The 18625-nt window shown below is 62.9% G+C and carries 18 protein-coding genes; 8 read left to right on the plus strand and 10 right to left on the minus strand.

Annotated elements, in window-relative coordinates:
* Position 1: 1 nt before the first annotated feature.
* The gene (hmgA, locus tag J3B00_RS24870) at positions 2-1303 is read right to left on the minus strand and encodes a homogentisate 1,2-dioxygenase (RefSeq protein ID WP_209873614.1); all 1302 of its coding nucleotides are present in this window, start codon (positions 1301-1303) and stop codon (positions 2-4) included.
* A gap of 189 nt (positions 1304-1492) precedes the next feature.
* Between hmgA and J3B00_RS24875 the strand changes: the two genes are divergently transcribed.
* Positions 1493-2275 carry an IclR family transcriptional regulator gene (locus J3B00_RS24875; RefSeq protein WP_209873616.1) on the plus strand — a complete coding sequence of 261 codons (783 nt, stop codon included), beginning with the start codon at positions 1493-1495 and terminating at the stop codon, positions 2273-2275.
* 605 nt (positions 2276-2880) lie between these two features.
* Here the strand turns inward: J3B00_RS24875 and J3B00_RS24880 are convergent.
* The 3 genes from J3B00_RS24880 to J3B00_RS24890 all read right to left on the minus strand — a co-directional run bounded on the left by J3B00_RS24880 (position 2881) and on the right by J3B00_RS24890 (position 5499).
* Positions 2881-3795, minus strand: a complete 915-nt coding sequence (locus J3B00_RS24880) for an SDR family oxidoreductase (RefSeq protein ID WP_209873619.1) — start codon at positions 3793-3795, stop codon at positions 2881-2883.
* A gap of 132 nt (positions 3796-3927) precedes the next feature.
* Positions 3928-4833 (minus strand): alpha/beta hydrolase, encoded by a 906-nt coding sequence (locus J3B00_RS24885; RefSeq protein ID WP_209873621.1) that lies wholly within the window; start codon positions 4831-4833, stop codon positions 3928-3930.
* Between the two features lie 210 nt (positions 4834-5043).
* The gene (locus J3B00_RS24890; RefSeq protein WP_209873624.1) at positions 5044-5499 is read right to left on the minus strand and encodes a flavodoxin; all 456 of its coding nucleotides are present in this window, start codon (positions 5497-5499) and stop codon (positions 5044-5046) included.
* A gap of 201 nt (positions 5500-5700) precedes the next feature.
* Here J3B00_RS24890 and J3B00_RS24895 point away from each other — a divergent pair, with 201 nt between their 5' ends.
* From J3B00_RS24895 to J3B00_RS24915, 5 genes are all read left to right on the plus strand, one after another.
* Entirely contained in the window at positions 5701-6321 is a 621-nt protein-coding gene (locus J3B00_RS24895) for a hypothetical protein (RefSeq protein WP_209873627.1), read from the plus strand.
* Between the two features lie 181 nt (positions 6322-6502).
* Positions 6503-7075: an antibiotic biosynthesis monooxygenase gene (locus tag J3B00_RS24900; RefSeq protein WP_209873630.1), complete on the plus strand. Its 573-nt coding sequence runs from the start codon at positions 6503-6505 to the stop codon at positions 7073-7075.
* A 78-nt stretch (positions 7076-7153) separates the two neighbouring features.
* On the plus strand, positions 7154-7846 hold the full coding sequence (gene folM, locus J3B00_RS24905; protein WP_209873633.1) for a dihydromonapterin reductase: 693 nt from the start codon (positions 7154-7156) through the stop codon (positions 7844-7846).
* 9 nt (positions 7847-7855) lie between these two features.
* The gene (locus J3B00_RS24910) at positions 7856-8152 is read left to right on the plus strand and encodes a DUF1244 domain-containing protein (protein ID WP_209873637.1); all 297 of its coding nucleotides are present in this window, start codon (positions 7856-7858) and stop codon (positions 8150-8152) included.
* Positions 8145-8486 (plus strand): HopJ type III effector protein, encoded by a 342-nt coding sequence (locus tag J3B00_RS24915; RefSeq protein ID WP_209873640.1) that lies wholly within the window; start codon positions 8145-8147, stop codon positions 8484-8486. The genes J3B00_RS24910 and J3B00_RS24915 overlap by 8 nt, the downstream gene beginning before the upstream one ends.
* A 113-nt stretch (positions 8487-8599) precedes the next feature.
* Here the strand turns inward: J3B00_RS24915 and J3B00_RS24920 are convergent, their stop codons facing one another.
* From J3B00_RS24920 to J3B00_RS24935, 4 genes are all read right to left on the minus strand, one after another.
* Positions 8600-9508, minus strand: coding sequence for an alpha/beta fold hydrolase (locus J3B00_RS24920; RefSeq protein WP_209873644.1), 909 nt, complete (start codon positions 9506-9508; stop codon positions 8600-8602).
* A gap of 66 nt (positions 9509-9574) precedes the next feature.
* Positions 9575-10786, minus strand: coding sequence for an enoyl-ACP reductase FabV (gene fabV / locus J3B00_RS24925; protein WP_209873647.1), 1212 nt, complete (start codon positions 10784-10786; stop codon positions 9575-9577).
* Between the two features lie 248 nt (positions 10787-11034).
* On the minus strand, positions 11035-11571 hold the full coding sequence (locus J3B00_RS24930) for a cytochrome b/b6 domain-containing protein (RefSeq protein ID WP_209873651.1): 537 nt from the start codon (positions 11569-11571) through the stop codon (positions 11035-11037).
* Positions 11571-11837 carry a PepSY domain-containing protein gene (locus J3B00_RS24935; protein WP_209873654.1) on the minus strand — a complete coding sequence of 89 codons (267 nt, stop codon included), beginning with the start codon at positions 11835-11837 and terminating at the stop codon, positions 11571-11573. Before J3B00_RS24935 ends, J3B00_RS24930 begins: the two co-directional genes overlap by 1 nt.
* 227 nt (positions 11838-12064) lie before the next feature.
* On the opposite strand from J3B00_RS24935, the gene J3B00_RS24940 reads away from it, so the two are divergent.
* A complete protein-coding gene (locus tag J3B00_RS24940) occupies positions 12065-13243 on the plus strand; it encodes an acetyl-CoA C-acetyltransferase (protein WP_209873658.1) in 1179 nt (392 codons plus the stop codon).
* A 144-nt stretch (positions 13244-13387) separates the two neighbouring features.
* On the opposite strand, the gene J3B00_RS24945 is transcribed toward J3B00_RS24940, so the two are convergent.
* Together J3B00_RS24945 and metE are read right to left on the minus strand one after the other, a co-directional pair.
* Positions 13388-14107, minus strand: a complete 720-nt coding sequence (locus tag J3B00_RS24945; RefSeq protein ID WP_209873660.1) for an SDR family oxidoreductase — start codon at positions 14105-14107, stop codon at positions 13388-13390.
* A gap of 130 nt (positions 14108-14237) precedes the next feature.
* Positions 14238-16547 carry a 5-methyltetrahydropteroyltriglutamate--homocysteine S-methyltransferase gene (gene metE, locus J3B00_RS24950; protein ID WP_209873663.1) on the minus strand — a complete coding sequence of 770 codons (2310 nt, stop codon included), beginning with the start codon at positions 16545-16547 and terminating at the stop codon, positions 14238-14240.
* A gap of 428 nt (positions 16548-16975) precedes the next feature.
* Between metE and J3B00_RS24955 the strand changes: the two genes are divergently transcribed.
* Complete coding sequence (locus J3B00_RS24955) at positions 16976-18529, plus strand: methylenetetrahydrofolate reductase C-terminal domain-containing protein (RefSeq protein ID WP_209873666.1); 1554 nt, start codon at positions 16976-16978, stop codon at positions 18527-18529.
* Positions 18530-18625 lie beyond the last annotated feature (96 nt).

Below are 18625 nucleotides of genomic sequence, written 5' to 3' on the forward strand. Positions count from 1 at the left end.
GTTATCTCCGGTTCGGGTTGAAGGTGCTCGGCAAAGTCGCCCAGCAACTGTCGTAGTCGGCCTGCAATTGCGGGCATTCGAGTGCAGGCTGGCTCGGGCGCAGCACTTGGCTGGTCTCGAACATGAACGCCAGGGTGTTGTCGATCTTCTGCGGCGCGAGGTCGGCGGCAATTGCCTTGCTGCAGGTCTCGGCGTCCGGGCCATGGGCGCTCATCACGCCATGCAGCGAAGCACCGCCGGGCAGGAAGCCTTCCGCCTTGGCGTCGTAGGCACCGTGGATCAAGCCCATGAACTCGTTCATCAGGTTGCGATGGAACCACGGCGGACGGAAGGTGTTCTCGGCCACCATCCAGCGCGGCGGGAAGATCACGAAGTCGATGTTGGCCAGGCCGTGCACGCTGGTCGGTGAGGTCAGCACGGTGAAGATCGACGGGTCGGGGTGGTCGAAGCTGACCGTGCCGATCGTGTTGAACCGCCGCAGGTCATATTTGTACGGGACGTTGCTGCCATGCCAGGCAACCACGTCGAGCGGCGAATGCTGCAACTCGCAGGCCCAGTGTTCACCCAGAAACTTCTGCACCAGTTGCTGGGGGCCAGTGACCTCTTCGTAGTGCGCCACCGGGGTGAGGAAGTCGCGTGGGTTGGCCAGGCCGTTGCTGCCGATCGGGCCGAGTTCGGGAAGACGCAGCGGCGCACCGTGGTTCTCAGCAAGGTAGCCGCGCGCCTGGCCGTCGAGCAGCTCGACGCGGAATTTCATGCCGCGCGGGATCACCGCGATCTCCAGCGGTTCGACCTCCAACACACCCACCTCGGTGGCGATGCGCAGGCGGCCGTGCTCAGGCACCAGCAACAATTCGCCGTCGGCATTGAAGAACACCCGCTCCATCGAGCGGTTGGCCCGGTAGATGTAGATGCTCACCCCTGCCGGTTTGTCCGCCGCAGCATTGGCCGCCATGGGCAGCCAGCCGTCGATGAAATCGGTCGGTTCACTGGGCATCGGCTGGGGGTTCCAGCGCAGCCGGTTAGGCGTGACCGCGCCCAACGCAACGTTGAGCGGTTGGCGCTGCAGGCGTTCGAAGCGCGGGTGCAGCGCCGACGGGCGAATCCGGTACAGCCAGGTCCGGCGCAATTCACTGCGGGCCATGGTGAATGCGGTGCCCGAGAGCAACTCGGTGTACAGGCCATACGGCGCCTTCTGCGGCGAGTTCTGGCCGATCGGCAGGGCACCAGGCAGGGCCTCGCTGGCGAACTCGTTGCCGAAGCCGCTGAGGTAATCGAGCGAGGGGGACGTGTCGCGGGTCATCTGTGCCTCCGGGCTCACTGGGAGCCGTGCTGGCAGTTGGCTGCTGGGCCGACTCTCTGCTGATTGGCACAGGGGTGGCAGCGCGTCTGCATTTGTTTTTATCGTAATCAGATTACGAATAACGTAATTTGCTCGTTACCCGGCGTCAAGCTATAAAGTCGCCATCTGTCACTCTGGACGCACTTCTCCATGGCCAAAGCCAGCAACTCTGCCGACACCGGCAAGCAGAAGGTCCGCTCGGCGGAAGTCGGCACCGACATCCTCAAGGCGCTCGCCGAACTCTCCCCGTCCACCTCACTGTCGCGCCTGGCGGAGCATGTGGGCATGCCGGCGAGCAAGGTCCACCGTTACCTGCAGGCACTGATCGCCAGCGGCTTCGCCGAGCAGGATTCGGCCACCAATCACTATGGGCTGGGCCGCGAAGCGTTGCGCGTAGGCATGGCTGCGCTGGGCAGCATTGATGTCCTGAAAGTGGCGGCGCTGCCGCTGTCGGAGCTGCGTGATGAGCTCAACGAAAGCTGCTTTATCGCGGTCTGGGGCAATCAGGGCGCGACGGTGGTCAGCATCGAGCCGGCCGTGCGGGCGGTGACCGTGGTGACGCAGATTGGCTCAGTGCTGCCGCTGCTCAGTTCGTCCACCGGACTGGTGTTCGCGACTCATTTGCCGGAACGGGAGATCGGCGAACTGCGTGAGCGGGAGCTGGCGGTGCTGGGGCAGACGGTCGACGACTATCAAGCGCTGCTGGCGGGCATCCGCGAGCAGGGTTTGCACCATGTGCATGGGCTGTTGATGCCGGGGGTTGATGCGCTGTCGGCACCGGTATTCAACGCCATGGGCCAGATTGTCGCGGTGATGACTGTGGTGGGGCCTACTTCGATCTTTCATGCCGATGAGCATGGGCCGGCGGCCAAGCGATTGCTGGCGGCGACTCGGGATATCAGTTGGCGGATGGGGTACGCGCCTGGGAGCTGAAACGCCAACCATGCGCTGGGATGGTTGCGGGGTTTACTCTTACCTTATGCGTAAAAGTGAATGTCATAAGTGGGTATTTTTCCCTCGGGATCAAGCGCTTATTCTGATCTCACTGGCTGGCACGAAGGGCACTCCCCCCGCCTTTTGCGGCCGACCATGCTGTACCGACGTTGATTTTGAAGCTCCTTGATCTGACGTCTCGATTGGCCGCTGCGGTTGCAGCGGCTTTTTTTTTGGGTTCTTTACGAGTTGCCTGGGGCTGGGGGGCTGGCTCTCGGGGTTGTGGGTTTTGGGCTTATCCGTTTGATGGGGTGGCGCCACTGGCCCCTTCCGCCCTTACGGCCATCCCTTTCAAGGTCTTTGAAATTTAGTCTGGCTTGAGTGAGCCGGGGGCGCTGCGCCCCCGGCATTGCTGGCCTACATGATGAAATCCGAAGTTAACGCAAAGACCTTGAAAGGGATGGCCGTAAGGGCGGAAGGGGCCAGTGGTGGCACCACATCAACTGAATAAGCCCACAATTCCTAAGCCAGCCAAGCCAAGCCAACACATCATCTTCCCCCAACAATCCGTGAAAAACCGTTTTCGTCTCAGGTTCAAGCAGCACTCAGCCGAGAGGATACTTCTGCAGGTTCGCCATCATCTGCTGCAGTGCCTGCAGGCTGTCCTCAGGATGCACGGCGCCGTCAAAATCCGCGATCTGCGACCAATGCTGCGCCACCTGCTCAGGCGTGAATCCTTCACGCGGATCGAAGCCAACACCCAGACTACGCTCCCAGCGCACTTTACCCACCCAGCCCCCGCCCACTTCATACAGACCGCCGCTGTCCTGGCACTGCTCGCTGCCCAGAAACACCACCAGCGGGCTGATCAACTCAGGCTTGAGCCGCTCGAACACTTGCTGCGGAATCAGCCCTTCGGTCATGCGCGTGGCACCCGTCGGGGCAATCGCGTTGACCAGAATCCCATGCTTGCGGCCTTCGATGGCCAAAGTCCGGGTCAGGCCATACAGGCCCAGCTTGGCCATGCCGTAATTGGCCTGGCCAAAATTGCCATAAATGCCCGAGGTCGACGCGGTGAAAATCACCCGCCCCCAGTTCTGCCCGCGCAGGTGCGGCCAGGCCGCATGGGTGACCTTGTAGGCACCCTCGACATGAATCCGATAAACCTGCTCCCAATCAGCGTCTTCCATCTTGTGAAAGGTCTTGTCACGCAGGATACCGGCGTTGTTGACCACCACATCGACCCGGCCATAAGTGTCCAGCGCCTGTTCGACAATGCGCGCGCCGTCGGTGACCGAATCATGGTTGGCCAACGCCATACCACCCGCGGCGCGAATCTCTTCGACCACCCGATCGGCCGCCGAGGCGCTGGCGCCCTCGCCGTGCGTCGAACCGCCCAGGTCGTTGACCACCACCTTGGCGCCGTGGGCGGCAAACAGCAGTGCATGGGCCCGGCCCAGGCCGCCACCGGCGCCGGTCACGATCACCACACGGTCTTGCAGACGTACCGATTCGCTCATGTTCAACGCTCCAGGCAAGGATGGGATGGCAGGCAGTTTCGGCCAGCCGCACGCGATGGACAATCAAGCGCACTGGGGCTGAATGACGGGCAATAAGATCGGCCGATGACAGGCATCGGCCGAGCAAAAACGCTAGGACCAGGCAACTTTCTGCGGCAGGTAGCTCAGCGGCTGCTCGCGAAAGCTCAGGTAATGACGCAGCACCTGTACCGGTGCTTCGATATGGGGATAGTGACCGATGCCCTGCAAGAGCACGGTGTCGGCGTCCGGCACGTGTTGCTGGTAGGCCTCGACCATGTGCGCACCGCAAAGCGGGTCGACCGCGCCGTTGATGAAACGCAGCGGCACGCCGTTGCGCTGCAGCGCGCCGACCCAGCGATCACGGTACATCCGCCGCTCAGGAACGTAGCTCATCAGCTTGTGCATGATGCGCGTGCCGCCATTGGCGACAATCAGGCTCCAGCAGTCATCCAGCGCACTTTCACTCGGATGGGTGCAGGGCCCGTAGATCTGGCTGACCGTGCGCACCAGGTCATCACGCCCGAATGAACGGCCGACCAGCCAACCGAGCGGGCTGAGCAGCAGCTTCTGCACCAGCAGCAATGGGCAGCGCTCGGGGAACAACGCGCTGTTGAGGAAGGCACAACTGGCCACTTCGGCGCGCTGCTCATGGTGCCGGGCGAGTAGCTCCTGAGCGACGCTGCCGCCGTAGTCATGGGCCAGTAAGTGCACCGGTTCATCGATCTGCAGATGCGCAAGCAAAGCCTGCTGCAAATCGGCTTGCTCGATCAGGCTATAGGTGTGGCCCAGCGGTTTGGCCGAATCGCCAAAGCCGAGCATGTCGCAAGCCACCACGCGAAAGCGCTGGGCCAGAGGGCCCCACAGATAGTGCCAATCCCAGCTGGCTGTGGGGAAGCCGTGCAACAGAAGCAGGGGCTCTCCTTGCCCTGCGGTCCAGTATCGAATGCTCTGGCCCCGGAATGAAAAACTCTGACCCCGGGTTCGCCAGACGCACAATGGAATTTCAGCCAAAGGCATCAGAGTGGTCCCGGTGGATTGCGGTGAACGGAATACGGCAAGGCTGCGGTCATTGCATGTCACCTCGGCACTTACATGTGCTCTCTATGTCGCGTCGAGGGTTAGTCTAGTCAGCGCCGGTAACGGCGAAACTTGCGTTGGCAGCCAGCTTGATGACCTTGCGGGTCAGGGGTATGAACGGTCACCGCAGCGACCTGGCAAACACAACCATCAGCCCTTGAGCGCGGCCACCAGCTCAGCCAACCATGGCTCTGCATCGGTTTCCGGGGTGACGGTCTCACTGGCATCCAGACGCAGCATCGGCAGCACTTCGCGCACGCCCAGCTCGGCAAACAGCTCGCGCAGTTGCTCGCCACCGCCACAGTAGGTATCGCCATAGCTCGAATCGCCCAGGCCGATTACCGCCCCTGGCAGCCCGCGCCAGGCTGCTGGAAGGGTGTCGCGAATCGTGCTGAACAACGGCATCAGGTTGTCGGGCAGCTCGCCCATGCCTGTGGTCGAGGTCACCGCCAGAAACGCATCCGGGGCAAAACCTTGGATGTCCTGAACGGTGGCGCGTGCCGCGTGCCAGGCTTCAAAACCGGCAGCCGTGAGCAAGGATGCGGCATGACGAGCGACTTCTTCGGCGGTGCCATACACCGACCCGGAAATAATGGCGACTTTCATCTGAAAGAGGATTCCGAAACTGAGTGAAAACGTAGGATACTAGCATTCTGCAGTGGCAAAAGGCCGCATGCACGGCGCGATGGGGGGAAAAGCCAGGCGCAACGTGCCGAACGCTCGAATCTGCTATGCACCGCTGAACCAAGCGCGGTAATCGCTGTCCATCTCTCACTCTTGTAGAAATCGCCCCCTTCGAGTTCGATCATGCAACAAGCAGATGCCCTCCTCACCCAGGACGAGATGAACTTCATCCAGGACATGCAGCATTCGCCGCAGTTGAACCTGGCTGACCCCATGTCGGGCCTGTTGGTCAATGGCGACCGCCAGCTCCAGCAGTTGCTCACGCGCCTGGCGGCCAACGAGCAGGTCACTTTGCAGGCACAGTTCAACAACCAGCAGATCAGCTTCCCGCTGCAACTGGTCGAAGACGAATTCCACGCGTTGCACCTGCAACTCGGCTCCCCGGAAATCTACGAAGACGGCCCCATGCTGCGTCCCTGGCGCTTGACCATGGATGAGCCGGAAGTGTTGCTCGGCGAACAGGGTGAAGACAGCGGCCTGTGGGTGCGCGATATCTCCTTCAAGGGCGCGCTGCTGGAAGTGCACGGCCATAAAGAGGCGCCCAAGCGCTTTGATCTGCACTTCGCCCCCGAGGGCATCGAACCGATTCACCTGCACGGCGTACTGCGTCGGCGCATCGGCCGCGACCTGGCCGCCTACGACCTGAGCCGCAGCCCCTCGGACGAAATCGAGCGCCTGCGCGAATACATCCTCCAGGCCCACCGTGCGGCCCATCCGGAGTTGCACACGCAGGTAGTGAGCTGACCCCTCAGCAAGCACTTACCTGTTCACTGCCGCAACTGAAACGCCTGCCGAACTGACGAGTCACGCATTTTGCGCGATAATCCGCGCCCAATTCTTGCATGCATGCTTGCGTCGCCCACCACCCCGGGCGATCAAGCCAAGGGGACAGCTACCCGCCAGCCCCGTCGCCAGGAGATACACAATGTCTACCCCACCTGTCACCTTGATGGTGTCGCGCCGCGCTGCCCACGGCCGCTACCAGGACTTGCTGACCTGGCTGCACGAAGGCGAGCAGCTGGCTACCGACTTCCCCGGCTACCTGGGCTCGGGCATTCTCGCACCGCCCCGCGATGGCGATGAGTTTCAGATCATCTTCCGCTTTACCGACGAGCTGACCCTGCATGCCTGGGAGCATTCCGCCTCGCGCCGTGCCTGGTTGCTGCGCGGCGACGGCCTGTTCGAGCGCCCCAGGGAGCAGCGCGTCAGCGGTATCGACGACTGGTTTGGCACTCATCCGGTGCAGAAGCCACCGCGCTGGAAACAGGCCGTGGCCATCTGGCTGGCGTTTTTCCCGGTGTCGCTGCTGTTCAATGTGCTGTTCGGCCATTGGCTGTCGGCGCTCGACCTGCTGCCCAGGGTCTTGCTCAGTACCCTGGGGCTGACGCCGGTCATGGTCTATCTGTTCATTCCGCTGTCGACCCGCCTGCTGGCCAACTGGCTGCACCCCACGCCGAGCAGCGCCGAGCAATCGGCACGAGGCCTGCGCAGCCGCTGAGGCACGCCACGCAAGAGGCAAACAGTTCGGGTATGCTGGGGCATCACTGCACGCACAGACAAGTAGACCGCCCTGAACATGAATAGCCCTATCCTCATAACCGGAGCCAGCCAACGCGTCGGGCTGGCTCTGGCGCTGGAACTGGCAGAGGCCGGCCATTGCGTGGTCACCGCCAGCCGGCACGTCCAGGCGCAGACCCCGCATCCGAACATTCAGCAGTTTCGCGCCGACCTCTGCCAGCAGGCCGACCGCCAGGCCCTGATCGATCACTTGCACAGCCACTACGACGGCCTGCGGGCGATCATCCACAACGCCTCGGTGTGGCTCGACGACGGCCTGGACAACCTCGAGATGATGTTCCGCCTGCATGTCGAGGCGCCCTACCACCTCAACCTGGCCCTGGGTGGGTTGCTGACCCAGGTCGCCAAGGCCGATATCATCCATATCTGCGACGAGACCTCCTCGCGCGGCAGCAAGAGCCACATCGGCTACGCCGCGACCAAGGCTGCGCTGCAGAACATGGTGCTGTCGTTTGCCGAGAAATACGCGCCGACGGTGCGCGTCAACGGTATCCTGCCGGGGTTGCTGATTCTCAAGGAAGGCGGCGACGAGGCCTACCGCCAGCAGACCCTGAAAAAGGCCCTGCTGGAGTTCGAACCCGGTGCCGGGCCGTTGATCGAGGCGGTCAGATACCTGCTCGACAGCCAGTACAGCACCGGCAGCCAGGTGGTCATCAATGGTGGCCGTCATCTGAAGAACCGCATGACCTGAGAGAAGCCCATGACCCCGCAACAACAGCTCGAACTCGAAGCCGCCGCGTTCCGGCGCCTGGTCGAACACCTGCAAAAGCGTACCGACGTGCAGAACATCGACCTGATGAACCTCTCCGGCTTTTGCCGTAACTGCTTGTCCAAGTGGTACAAGGCCGCGGCCGACGATCAGCAGATCGAGCTGAGCCTGGATGATGCCCGCGAAGCGGTGTACGGCATGCCTTATGCCGAGTGGAAAGCCCAACACCAGAAAGAAGCCAGCGCCGAGCAGCAAGCGGCGTTCGAACAAGGAAAACCCCGTGACTGATCTGAATACCCTGCGTGCCAGCCTGGAAGGCGGCGAACATGTTTTTGCCGATACCCTGGCGTTCATTGCCGAGCATTACAGCTACACGCCTCAGGCCTTCACCAATGGCGATGTGGAAAATGCTGCCGGGCAGAACGAAGGCTCGTGCAAGACCCTGGGCCTGGCGTTGCTTGAAGGCCTGACCGATCGCGAAGCGCTGCTGGCGTTTGGTGAGCATTACCGCAGTGTGGTGGCGACGCCGGATGGCAGCGACCATGGCAATATCCGGGCGCTGATTGCCTATGGCCTGGCTGGGGTGAAATTCGCCGAGCAGCCGCTCAAGCGCCTGGCCTGATAGCGCTGGGGCCGCTTTGCGGCCCCTTCGCGGGGCAAGCCCGCTCCTACAGGGATCTGCAGCGCTGCATGCCCCTGCAGGAGTGGGCTTGCCCCGCGAAGAGGCCGGCCCTGTCAGCGCAATCGCTGCCCAGGCGCCTCTGGCAGCACCCGCCCATGCTGCATCCAGTGCAACGCAATCGGCCACAGCACCGCGCGAAAGCGATCATGAAAAAACGCGAAATGGCCAATCTCGTCCACTGAGATATCACCCGGCGCCACCCGCAGGTGGGAGCTTTTGGCCGCCGTCAGATACCCCAGCAAACGCTCAGTCGCCGCCACCGTACCAAACGGGTCATCACTCAAGCTGATCGCCAGCGTCGCCGCCCGCACCTGGGCAAACGGCACCTGCGCCAGCAACCGGCCACTCGGCCTGTGCTCAAAGCGCGGCGTCGGTGTGCTCCAGTCCCGCACGACGCCGGTCGGGGTATCTTCCAGCCAGCCCAGACGCTTCCCCGGAAAATACCCCAGCAGCCGCGTCAACAACGGCATCAGCACATGCCATTTGCCAACCAGTCGCCAGCGCTGCTCAGGCGCATAATCACGCCAGTAGGCGAACTGCGCACCCACCATCACCACCCGCCGCACCCGCTGTGCAGACGGCGCCAGCCCCACTGCCCAGCCGCCAAAGCTGTGCCCCACCACGTCTACCGGCTGGCCGGGAAACTGCTCGCTAGCGAGCTGCAGCATGGCCTCGAAATCAAGCCGCCCCCAGTCGCTCCAGCTCGCGCGAAAACCGCGCAGCGAGGCCGGCCTCGACTCGCCAATCCCACGGTAATCGTAGGTCAGCACGTCGCAGCCTTGGGCAAACAGGTAATCGGCAAAACGCGAGTAGTAACGACAGCGCACCGACGTGGCGGCATTGATGATCACCAGCGGGCGCTGGGGATCGGCTTGAGCATGGCGCCAGCTAAATCCTCCGAGGCTGTAGCCGTCGGCGGCATCAACGCGAAAGGCACTGGCGGGTTGGGTGAGGCTGCTCATGGCGCACTCCCTGCCGAGGCGAGAACCGTGCACCTGCGCGATGCAGGTGCACGGCCAGAGGCTTGCTTACAGCTGGACGCAGTCGAACTGGACGTCGGTGGCGACGTCAGCGTCGTAGTCGACGTCAGCGCGCTCGAAGCCGAACAGGTTGAGGAACTGCTTCTTGTAACCGGCGTAGTCGGTCAACTCGAACAGGTTCTCGGTGGTCACTTGCGGCCACAGCGCCTTGCAGGCGTCCTGGACGTCGTCACGCAGTTCCCAGTCGTCCAGGCGCAGACGGCCCTTCTCGTCGACTTCGGCCGGGGCACCGTCGGCACGGAACAGGCGATCGCGGAACATGCGGTCGAGCTGGTCCTGAGTGCCTTCGTGAACGCCCTTCTCCTGCATGATCTTGAAGACCATCGACAGGTACAGCGGCATTACCGGGATAGCCGAGCTGGCCTGGGTGACCACCGACTTCAGTACGGCCACATTGGCACCGCCCTTGATCTCGCCGGCCAGTTTCTGGTCCAGGCGCAGCGCGGTGTCGTCCAGGTCCTGCTTGGCTTTGCCCAGCGCACCATGCCAGTAGATCGGCCAGGTGATCTCGGTGCCGATGTAGCTGAAGGCAACGGTACGGGCCTGCTCGGCCAGCACACCGGCATCAGCCAGGGCATCGATCCACAGCTGCCAGTCCTGGCCGCCCATCACGGTGATGGTGTCGGCGATTTCCTGCTCGGTAGCCGGCTCGATCGACGCTTCGGTGATGACGTCCTTGTTGGTGTCGATGGCGGTCGACTTGTACGGCTGGCCGATCGGCTTAAGTGAAGAGCGGATCATTTCACCGGTCTGTGGCAGCTTGCGCACTGGCGAAGCCAGCGAGTAGATGACCAGGTCGACCTTGCCGCCCATTTCGGTCTTGATCAGCTCGATGACCTTGGCCCGCGCTTCATCGGAGAAAGCGTCACCGTTGATCGACTTGCTGTACAGGCCTTCTTCTTTGGCGAACTTGTCGAAGGCTGCCGCGTTGTACCAGCCGGCGGTGCCAGGCTTGGTTTCGGTACCAGGCTTTTCGAAGAATACGCCCAGGGTATCGGCCTTGAAGCCGAACGCCGCAGTGATGCGCGCAGCCAGGCCGTAGCCGCTGGATGCACCGATCACCAGGACCTTCTTCGGCCCATCCTCGCGGACACCCAACTTGCGGGTGGCTTCAATCTGGTCACGGACGTTGAGCTCGCAGCCCTTCGGATGGGTCGTGGTGCAGATGAAACCGCGGACCTTAGGATGAATGATGGCCAATGTCAGTACCTCATCAGGTGTTTATGCATGGGGCGACCGTCAGCACGACGGTCGTCCGGTTTTCTGGAGGGTGAGACTACACCCGCAAGCGATCCGACACATCTTAAGCGGTGATCGGCGCGTTGCAAGCCGTCGAAGCCATCGGCACGGTCCAGCAGGGGCTGAATAACCGCGCACTGTTTCCACACTGGCGCGCACCCTGCGGGAGCGGCCTTGTGTCGCGAAAGGGCCGTAACGCGGCCCCATGCTCACCGATCCCCAGGCCCACGCCGGCGCCCGGTAATCATCGACCAAGGCAGATTCTCCCGCATCCGCACACTCTCGACGATCGCCGCCAGCACATGCACACAGACCAGCGCCAGCAGCGTATTGGCCAGAACGCTGTGCACATCCACCGGCCAATCAGCCCCCCAGAGCGCGTCCACTTCCTGAGACAGCCAGCCAGTCAAACCCAGCCCGGCGACACAACCCAACATCAACAGCATCACCAACGCGCCAATCGGTGAATGCCCAAGCCGATGAAACGGCTGCCCTCGCCGCAGCGCCCGAGCATGCGCAGCCAGCCGCGCGGGAGTCGGCCAGAAGTCGCTCCAGCGCGCACTGCGCGGCCCGACGAATCCCCAGCCGACCCGCACCAGCAAACAGCCAACGGCGTAATAACCGAGCCACTGGTGCCAGTCGTCGCCCTCTTCATTGAAGAAGTAATTGGCGAAGAACACCGCCGCGAATGACCCGTGACAGAACCTCAGCAGAGGGTCCCACAGCCGCACCGTGGCGGCCGGCATCAGTCGTCGATCTCGGTCTTCACCGCCTTGCCGGTGACCGGATCATGGTAGATCTCGACCTTGCGGCCTTGCTGGTCGAAGCCGTAGATCTCGTAGCAGTTGCCATCGGTGATCTTGAACTTGTTGATCTTGTAGCCCTGATCCTTGAGCTGGGTCTGGAATTTCTCCGGGTCCTGCCAGGTGCTGCGTTCGGCGGTGGTGCATTTTGGCGAGGCGAGCGAGGTGGCACTGACGAGCAACAGCGAGAGCATGATCAGGGTACGCATGGCAATGAGCTCCTGTTTGGGTGAACCAGCATGATGCGCGGCCAAGCCCATCAAGCTTAGCTGCGGGCAGGCTGGGTTGCGTGGTCGCCCAGGTTTTTCCTATCGTCTGATTGATTGGCTTTTCACATCAATCTCGCAGAAAAACAAACTTAACAAATCAGCCAATCCCCCCGATGCTGGAGGCAATGCGTCGTCTCGGCGCCTCGCCCTTCATGGAGAACAACACAATGAATGAAGTCGTCATCGTCGCCGCGACCCGCACGGCCATCGGCAGTTTTCAGGGCGCCCTGGCCAACGTGCCGGCGGTCGACCTGGGTGCAGCCGTGATCAAGCGCCTGCTGGAGCAGACCGGCCTCGATCCGGCCCAGGTCGATGAGGTGATTCTCGGCCAGGTGTTGACCGCCGGCGCCGGGCAAAATCCCGCGCGCCAGGCGGCGGTCAAGGCAGGCCTGCCCTTCACGGTGCCGGCCCTGACCCTGAACAAGGTCTGCGGCTCAGGCCTGAAGGCCTTGCACCTGGCGACCCAGGCGATTCGCTGTGGTGATGCCGAGGTGGTGATTGCCGGTGGCCAGGAGAACATGAGCCTGGCGCCCTATGTGATGCCATCGGCGCGGACCGGCCAGCGCATGGGCCATGGACAATTGATCGACAGCATGATCAGCGACGGCCTGTGGGACGCCTTCAACGATTACCACATGGGCATCACCGCCGAGAACCTGGTCGACAAGTTCGCTATCAGCCGTGAGCAGCAGGATGCCTTTGCTGCCGATTCGCAGCGCAAGGCGGTTGCGGCAATCGAGGCCGGTCGCTTCAAGGATGAGATCACCCCTATCGTGCTGCCGCAGAAAAAAGGCGAGCCGAAGGTGATCGAGCGTGATGAGCAGCCGCGCCCGGAAACCACTGCCGAGTCGCTGGCCAAGCTGCGCCCGGCGTTCAAGAAGGACGGCAGCGTGACCGCCGGCAACGCCTCCAGCCTCAATGACGGGGCGGCGGCGGTGTTGCTGATGAGTGCCGACAAGGCCAAGGCGCTAGGGCTGCCGGTGCTGGCGAAGATTGCCGCCTACGCCAGTGCTGGCGTCGACCCGGCGATCATGGGCATCGGGCCGGTTTCAGCGACCCAGCGTTGCCTGGACAAGGCTGGTTGGCAGGTGGCTGATCTGGACCTGATCGAGGCCAACGAAGCGTTTGCCGCCCAAGCCTTGGCGGTGGGCAAATCGCTGGAATGGGATGCACAACGGGTCAACGTCAATGGCGGCGCTATCGCGTTGGGGCACCCGATTGGCGCTTCGGGTTGCCGGGTGCTGGTGACGCTGCTGCACGAGATGATCAAGCGTGATGCCAAGAAAGGCTTGGCTACCTTGTGCATTGGCGGTGGCCAAGGCGTGGCGCTGGCGATCGAGCGCTAACCACCGTCCCTGTAGGAGCGGGCTTGACCCGCGAAGAGGCCAGCCCAGGCAACGCTGATCCATGGCACCGGCTTTGCCGGTGTTCGCGGGGCAAGCCCGCTCCTACAGGTCCCTGCTGAATCTGCAGGAGAGCGAGCGCTCGCCTCAGAATCGCTCGTCCAGTATCGCCGGCAAGGTCAGTTCGCGGACATAACTCGCATCCGACAGGCTCAAGATCGTGCGAACCATCAGCACCACGTCATGCAGCGGAATCAACTCCCCTGCTCCACGCTGCGTCGCCTCGGCCAGCGGCACGGCCAGGTCATCTTCGGTATTCAGATAGCCCAGGTTCAGACAGGTCACCCCGAGTCGCTGCGCCCGATAGCCCTCGCGCAGCGCATCGGCAATCCCGCGCAAAGCGAACTTCGATGCGCCAAAGGTCACTTCGGGCCGCCCACTCTGGGCCAACCCCGACGTCGAACCGGTCAGAATGATCCGCGGCCGGTCACTCTTGAGCAGTATCGGCAACAAGCGCTTGATCAACAAAATGGTCGAGGTGATGTTGCAACTGACCATCGCCGCCACCTGCTCATCACGGTCAGCGAGAAACGCATAGTCAGGGTCGAACGCTTTGTCTTCCCAGATCCCCAGGTTGTACACCAGCGTGTCCAACCCGTCGTCCACCACCACCCGCTCGATCTCGGCAACTGCCTGCAGCGGATTTCCGAGGTCAGCCTCGACCCAGCGCAGTTCCACCTGCTCACGCGGCGCCAGCCCCTCTGGCCGTGAGCGGGCAACACCCGTCAAGCGGTCGCCCGGATCGCCCAGCCCCTCCATCAGCGCCTTGCCCAATCCTTTGCTTGCACCTACCACCAGGGTTCTCATTGACCCGCTCCTTGTCGAGAAAACAGCCGGCATGCAAACAGGCCGTGCGGGCAATGGCAAGGCGGGGTTGTTATCCAGATGTTTACTTGCCCGGACTACTGTCCCGCCCTGTATCAGCGCTATCGGGTAATCAGGCCGGTACCGCCGCGCGCAGTTCACGCGCCGCCGCCACCATGTTGACCAGCGCCGCCTCGGTCTCCGGCCAGGCGCGGGTCTTCAGGCCGCAGTCCGGATTGACCCACAAGCGCTCAGCCGGGATGCGCTGGGCCGCCTTGCGCAGCAGCTTGACCATCTCTTCGCGGCTCGGCACCCGTGGCGAGTGAATGTCGTAGACGCCCGGGCCGATCTCGTTCGGGTAGTCGAACTTCTCGAACGCCTCCAACAGTTCCATGTCCGAGCGCGATGTCTCGATGGTGATCACGTCGGCATCCATCGCCGCGATCGACTCGATCACATCGTTGAACTCGCTGTAGCACATGTGGGTGTGGATCTGGGTCTCGTCCCGTACGCCAGAAGCGCACAGGCGGAACGCCTCGGTGGCCCACTCGAGATAATTGGCCCAGGCGCTGCGGCGCAGGGGCAGGCCTTCGCGGAAGGCCGCCTCGTCGATCTGGACAATCTTGATGCCCGCCGCCTCGAGGTCGAGCACTTCGTCACGGATTGCCAGCGCCAGCTGACGGGCCTGGGTTTCGCGGCTGACGTCGTCACGTGGGAACGACCACATCAGCATGGTCACCGGGCCGGTCAGCATGCCCTTCATGACCTTGCTGGTCAGCCCTTGCGCGTACTTGATCCACTCCACCGTCATGGCTTGCGGACGGCTCAGGTCACCGAAAATCACCGCCGGCTTCACACAGCGCGAACCGTAGCTCTGGACCCAGCCGAAACGGGTGAACACATAGCCATCGAGCTGCTCGGCGAAGTACTCGACCATGTCGTTGCGCTCGGCCTCGCCGTGCACCAGTACGTCCAGGCCGAGATCTTCCTGGATTTTCACCGCGTGACGAATCTCGCTGTGCATCGCCTCGGTGTACTCGGATTCGCTGAGCTTGCCTTGCTTGAACGACTGGCGCGCCAGACGGATCGCCGAAGTCTGTGGGAACGAACCAATGGTCGTGGTCGGAAACGCTGGCAGCTCCAGCCCGGCACGCTGCTTGGCGATACGCTGCTCGAAGGCCGACAGACGCTGGCTGTCTTTAGCTTTGATGGCTGCAATACGCGCCTGCACCGCCGGCTTGTGAATACGCGGCGAAGCGGCACGACTGGCCTGCACCGCGCGGCTGTCTTCCAGCGCAGTGTGCACGTCGACCGCGCCCGGCTGGTTGACGGCTTTAGTCAGCACGGCCACTTCCTGGCACTTCTGCACGGCGAAGGCCAACCAGCTGCGCAGCTCGGCATCCAGTTTGTCTTCACGGGCCAGGTCGACCGGGCAGTGCAGCAGCGAGCAGGACGGCGCGACCCACAGGCGATCGCCCAGGCGCTCGGCGGCGTGACGCAGTACCTCCAATGCCTTCTCCAGATCGCAGCGCCATACGTTGCGGCCGTTGACCACGCCCAGCGAGAGCACCTTGTACGCCGGCAGGCGGTCGAGAATGGTCGGGTACTGCTCCGGCGCACGCACCAGGTCGATGTGCAGGCCATCGACTGGCAGGTTGGCAGCCAGGCCGAGGTTGTCCTCCAGGCCACCGAAGTAGGTGGCGACCAGCTTTTTCAGCGGCGCACGCTGCAGGATGTTGTAGACGCGCTCGTAGGCATTCTTCCAATCCTGTGGCAGATCCAGCACCAGAATCGGCTCATCGATCTGTACCCATTCCACGCCCTGCGCCGCCAGGCGATTGAAGATCTCGTCGTACAGCGGCAGCAGGCGGTCGACCAGCTCGAGCTTGTCGAAGTCGGCGCCTTTGGTCTTGCCCAGCCACAGGTAGGTCAGCGGACCGATGACCACCGGCTTGATGGTGTGGCCGAGCGCCTTGGCTTCGGCGACTTCTTCGAACAGCTGCTCCCAGCTCAGGGCGAACTGCTGATCGGCGCTGAATTCAGGGACCAGGTAGTGGTAGTTGGTGTCGAACCACTTGGTCATTTCTTGCGCATGGGCACCGCCACAGCAGCTGTCGCTGCGGTCCGTCGCCACGGCGCCACGGGCCATGGCGAACAGGGTGTGCAGGGTCGGCTTGGCACCGTCGTGGGGGCGGAAGCGCTGCGGGATCACCCCGAAGGTCAGCGAGTGGGTCAGCACCTGGTCGTACCAGGCGAAGTCGCCGACCGGCAGCAGGTCGATGCCGGCGTCCTTTTGCGCTTGCCAGTGAGTGGCGCGCAGCTCGCGGCCAACGGCGCGCAGACCGGCTTCATCGAGCTCGCCCTTCCAGAAGGCCTCCTGGGCTTTTTTCAGTTCACGATCCCGACCGATGCGCGGAAAGCCCAGGTTATGTGCCAGTGCCATGTCTCTTGTCCCTTAGATTGGAAATTCAATGAGCGAATTTTCCGCGCAAAGGGCATCGTGAGACAAACTCATATAATTTGTGTTGATCACAAGATTTACTCACGTTGCAGATCCCCGCCTACCCTGTAGGAGCGGGCTTGCCCCGCGAACACCGGCGCAGCCGGTGCCATCCACCACGGTGGCTGGGCTGGCCTCTTCGCGGGGCAAGCCCGCTCCTACAGGGTATGCGCCGCATTTGCGGACTGTGTTCTCTACGCGACAGCGAAGCCCCAACAGGCTCAACCCAGAGCAAATGCCCAAAACCTTTGAAGGGCTAACCCATGAGCCCCAATGTCTCAACCAAATCATTACCCTGCGCATCCAGACAAGCGCCCCACCCGCACATCAAGCAAAATGTCACCCTACCCCCACCCGGTACCCAGCCCGCCATGAGCCAGCTGAAATCCGCGCTGCACGAACACACCTTCGTCTGCGTCATGGAATTCGTCCCCAAGCCCTCCGCCGAGCGCTTCACCGCGATCGAAGCGATCATGGCCCGCACCCACCTGTGCAACTGGCCGTTGACCGTGGCCATCGGCGACCGCGTCGGCAGCCCGCTGGACATGTCGCCCCTGGACGCCTTCACCTCCTTCAACACCCCCGTCCCTGCCCTGCTGCACTTCTCAGGCAAGGCCCGCGAACGCCACGACCTGCTCGCGCAACTGCAGCACATGGACGCCGCCGGCCTCGACCAACTGCTGATCCTCACCGGCGACCGCCTCCCCGGCCACGAGCCCGGCCAACGCCCGGTGCGCTACCTCGAGTCGGTCGCCGCCTTGCAGATCGCCCGCCAGGCCCGCCCAGACTGGCTACTCGGCGCCGCTCTCAACCCCTTCAAGTACCACGAAGAGGAAGGCGCCGCGCAGTACTTCAAGGCCGAGAAAAAGCTCACGGCCGGCGCCGACTTCATGACCCTGCAACTGGGCTACGACGACCGCAAGCACCACGAAGCCCTGCAGTGGATGAAGCGCCAGCCAGCGCCCAAACCCCTGATCGCCTGCCTCATGGCCCTGACCCACGGCCGCGCGAAGATGCTCGAGCATGTCGCCGGCGCCGTGGTCACGCCGTCGATGCGCGAGATGCTTGCGGCCGAGCTTGAGGTGTCGAAGGCTTATGCACTGGCGCGCAGCATCGACCGGCTGGCGCTGCAGATCATTGGGTTGAAGTTGATGGGTTATGCCGGCGTGCACCTGTCCGGGATCCATGACCTCGCCCAGCTGCAATCGCTTGAGCAGGCGCTGGAGGCGAGGCTGAGCGACATCGTCAGCCTGGAGCAGTGGGCGCCAGCCTGGGCCGCCAGCTGGCAGATGCCAGGGCTGCCTGCGGTCTGCTTCAATCCACCGGGTGCGAACTGGCGGCTGGGTGAATCGCGGGTGAGTGCCAGCCTGCGAGAGAAGGCGCGCTATCAGCTGCTGTCCGGCTTTCACTCGGTACTGTTCGATCGGAGCAACTGGGTAAGCCGCGCGTTTGGCTGGGCGGTGACGAGGCCAGTGTGGTCATCGCCCAACGCCGCGCGGCTGCTGCATGGTCTCGAGCGTGGGATAAAAAGGCCGATGGTTGGTTGTGACACCTGCGGTCGCTGCCGGTTGGAGGACACGTTGTACATCTGTCCCGAGACTTGCCCCAAAGGTTTGGCCAATGGGCCTTGCGGTGGTACCTCGCAAAATCGCTGCGAGTTTGGTGACCGTGAGTGTGTGCACAGTGTGAAGTACCGTACCGCTAAATCGGTCAGGCAGACTGCGGTGCTCACCGAGCGGTTGATTGCGTGTGTCGAGGTTGAGACGCGGCATCGCAGTTCTTGGCCGGGGTGGTTTGATGCGACCCAGGCAGGTGCGGGTAGTGGCAGCAAAATTGCGCCGCGCAGCAGCCCTGAAGCTAAGTCCGCGCTACCGAGCACGTCTCGCAGCAAACACAGCGATGCCTTGGCAGAGTTGGACAGCTGATCTACCGCGCACGTGAACCCATGCCTTGCTGTCGGCAAATCCCTCATTAAGATAGGACGCTTGTTCATCTATCAGCATTGAGAGGCAGCCGGCCCC

The organism is Pseudomonas sp. BP8 (assembly GCF_017875955.1).
Taxonomy (GTDB): domain Bacteria; phylum Pseudomonadota; class Gammaproteobacteria; order Pseudomonadales; family Pseudomonadaceae; genus Aquipseudomonas.

Coding starts and splice junctions, on each gene's coding strand:
- hmgA (WP_209873614.1), bottom strand. CDS start 1,303: ATGACCCGCGACACGTCCCCCTCGCTCGATTACCTCAGCGGCTTCGGC.
- J3B00_RS24875 (WP_209873616.1), top strand. CDS start 1,493: ATGGCCAAAGCCAGCAACTCTGCCGACACCGGCAAGCAGAAGGTCCGC.
- J3B00_RS24880 (WP_209873619.1), bottom strand. CDS start 3,795: ATGAGCGAATCGGTACGTCTGCAAGACCGTGTGGTGATCGTGACCGGC.
- J3B00_RS24885 (WP_209873621.1), bottom strand. CDS start 4,833: ATGCCTTTGGCTGAAATTCCATTGTGCGTCTGGCGAACCCGGGGTCAG.
- J3B00_RS24890 (WP_209873624.1), bottom strand. CDS start 5,499: ATGAAAGTCGCCATTATTTCCGGGTCGGTGTATGGCACCGCCGAAGAA.
- J3B00_RS24895 (WP_209873627.1), top strand. CDS start 5,701: ATGCAACAAGCAGATGCCCTCCTCACCCAGGACGAGATGAACTTCATC.
- J3B00_RS24900 (WP_209873630.1), top strand. CDS start 6,503: ATGTCTACCCCACCTGTCACCTTGATGGTGTCGCGCCGCGCTGCCCAC.
- folM (WP_209873633.1), top strand. CDS start 7,154: ATGAATAGCCCTATCCTCATAACCGGAGCCAGCCAACGCGTCGGGCTG.
- J3B00_RS24910 (WP_209873637.1), top strand. CDS start 7,856: ATGACCCCGCAACAACAGCTCGAACTCGAAGCCGCCGCGTTCCGGCGC.
- J3B00_RS24920 (WP_209873644.1), bottom strand. CDS start 9,508: ATGAGCAGCCTCACCCAACCCGCCAGTGCCTTTCGCGTTGATGCCGCC.
- J3B00_RS24930 (WP_209873651.1), bottom strand. CDS start 11,571: ATGCCGGCCGCCACGGTGCGGCTGTGGGACCCTCTGCTGAGGTTCTGT.
- J3B00_RS24935 (WP_209873654.1), bottom strand. CDS start 11,837: ATGCGTACCCTGATCATGCTCTCGCTGTTGCTCGTCAGTGCCACCTCG.
- J3B00_RS24940 (WP_209873658.1), top strand. CDS start 12,065: ATGAATGAAGTCGTCATCGTCGCCGCGACCCGCACGGCCATCGGCAGT.
- J3B00_RS24945 (WP_209873660.1), bottom strand. CDS start 14,107: ATGAGAACCCTGGTGGTAGGTGCAAGCAAAGGATTGGGCAAGGCGCTG.
- metE (WP_209873663.1), bottom strand. CDS start 16,547: ATGGCACTGGCACATAACCTGGGCTTTCCGCGCATCGGTCGGGATCGT.
- J3B00_RS24955 (WP_209873666.1), top strand. CDS start 16,976: ATGAGCCAGCTGAAATCCGCGCTGCACGAACACACCTTCGTCTGCGTC.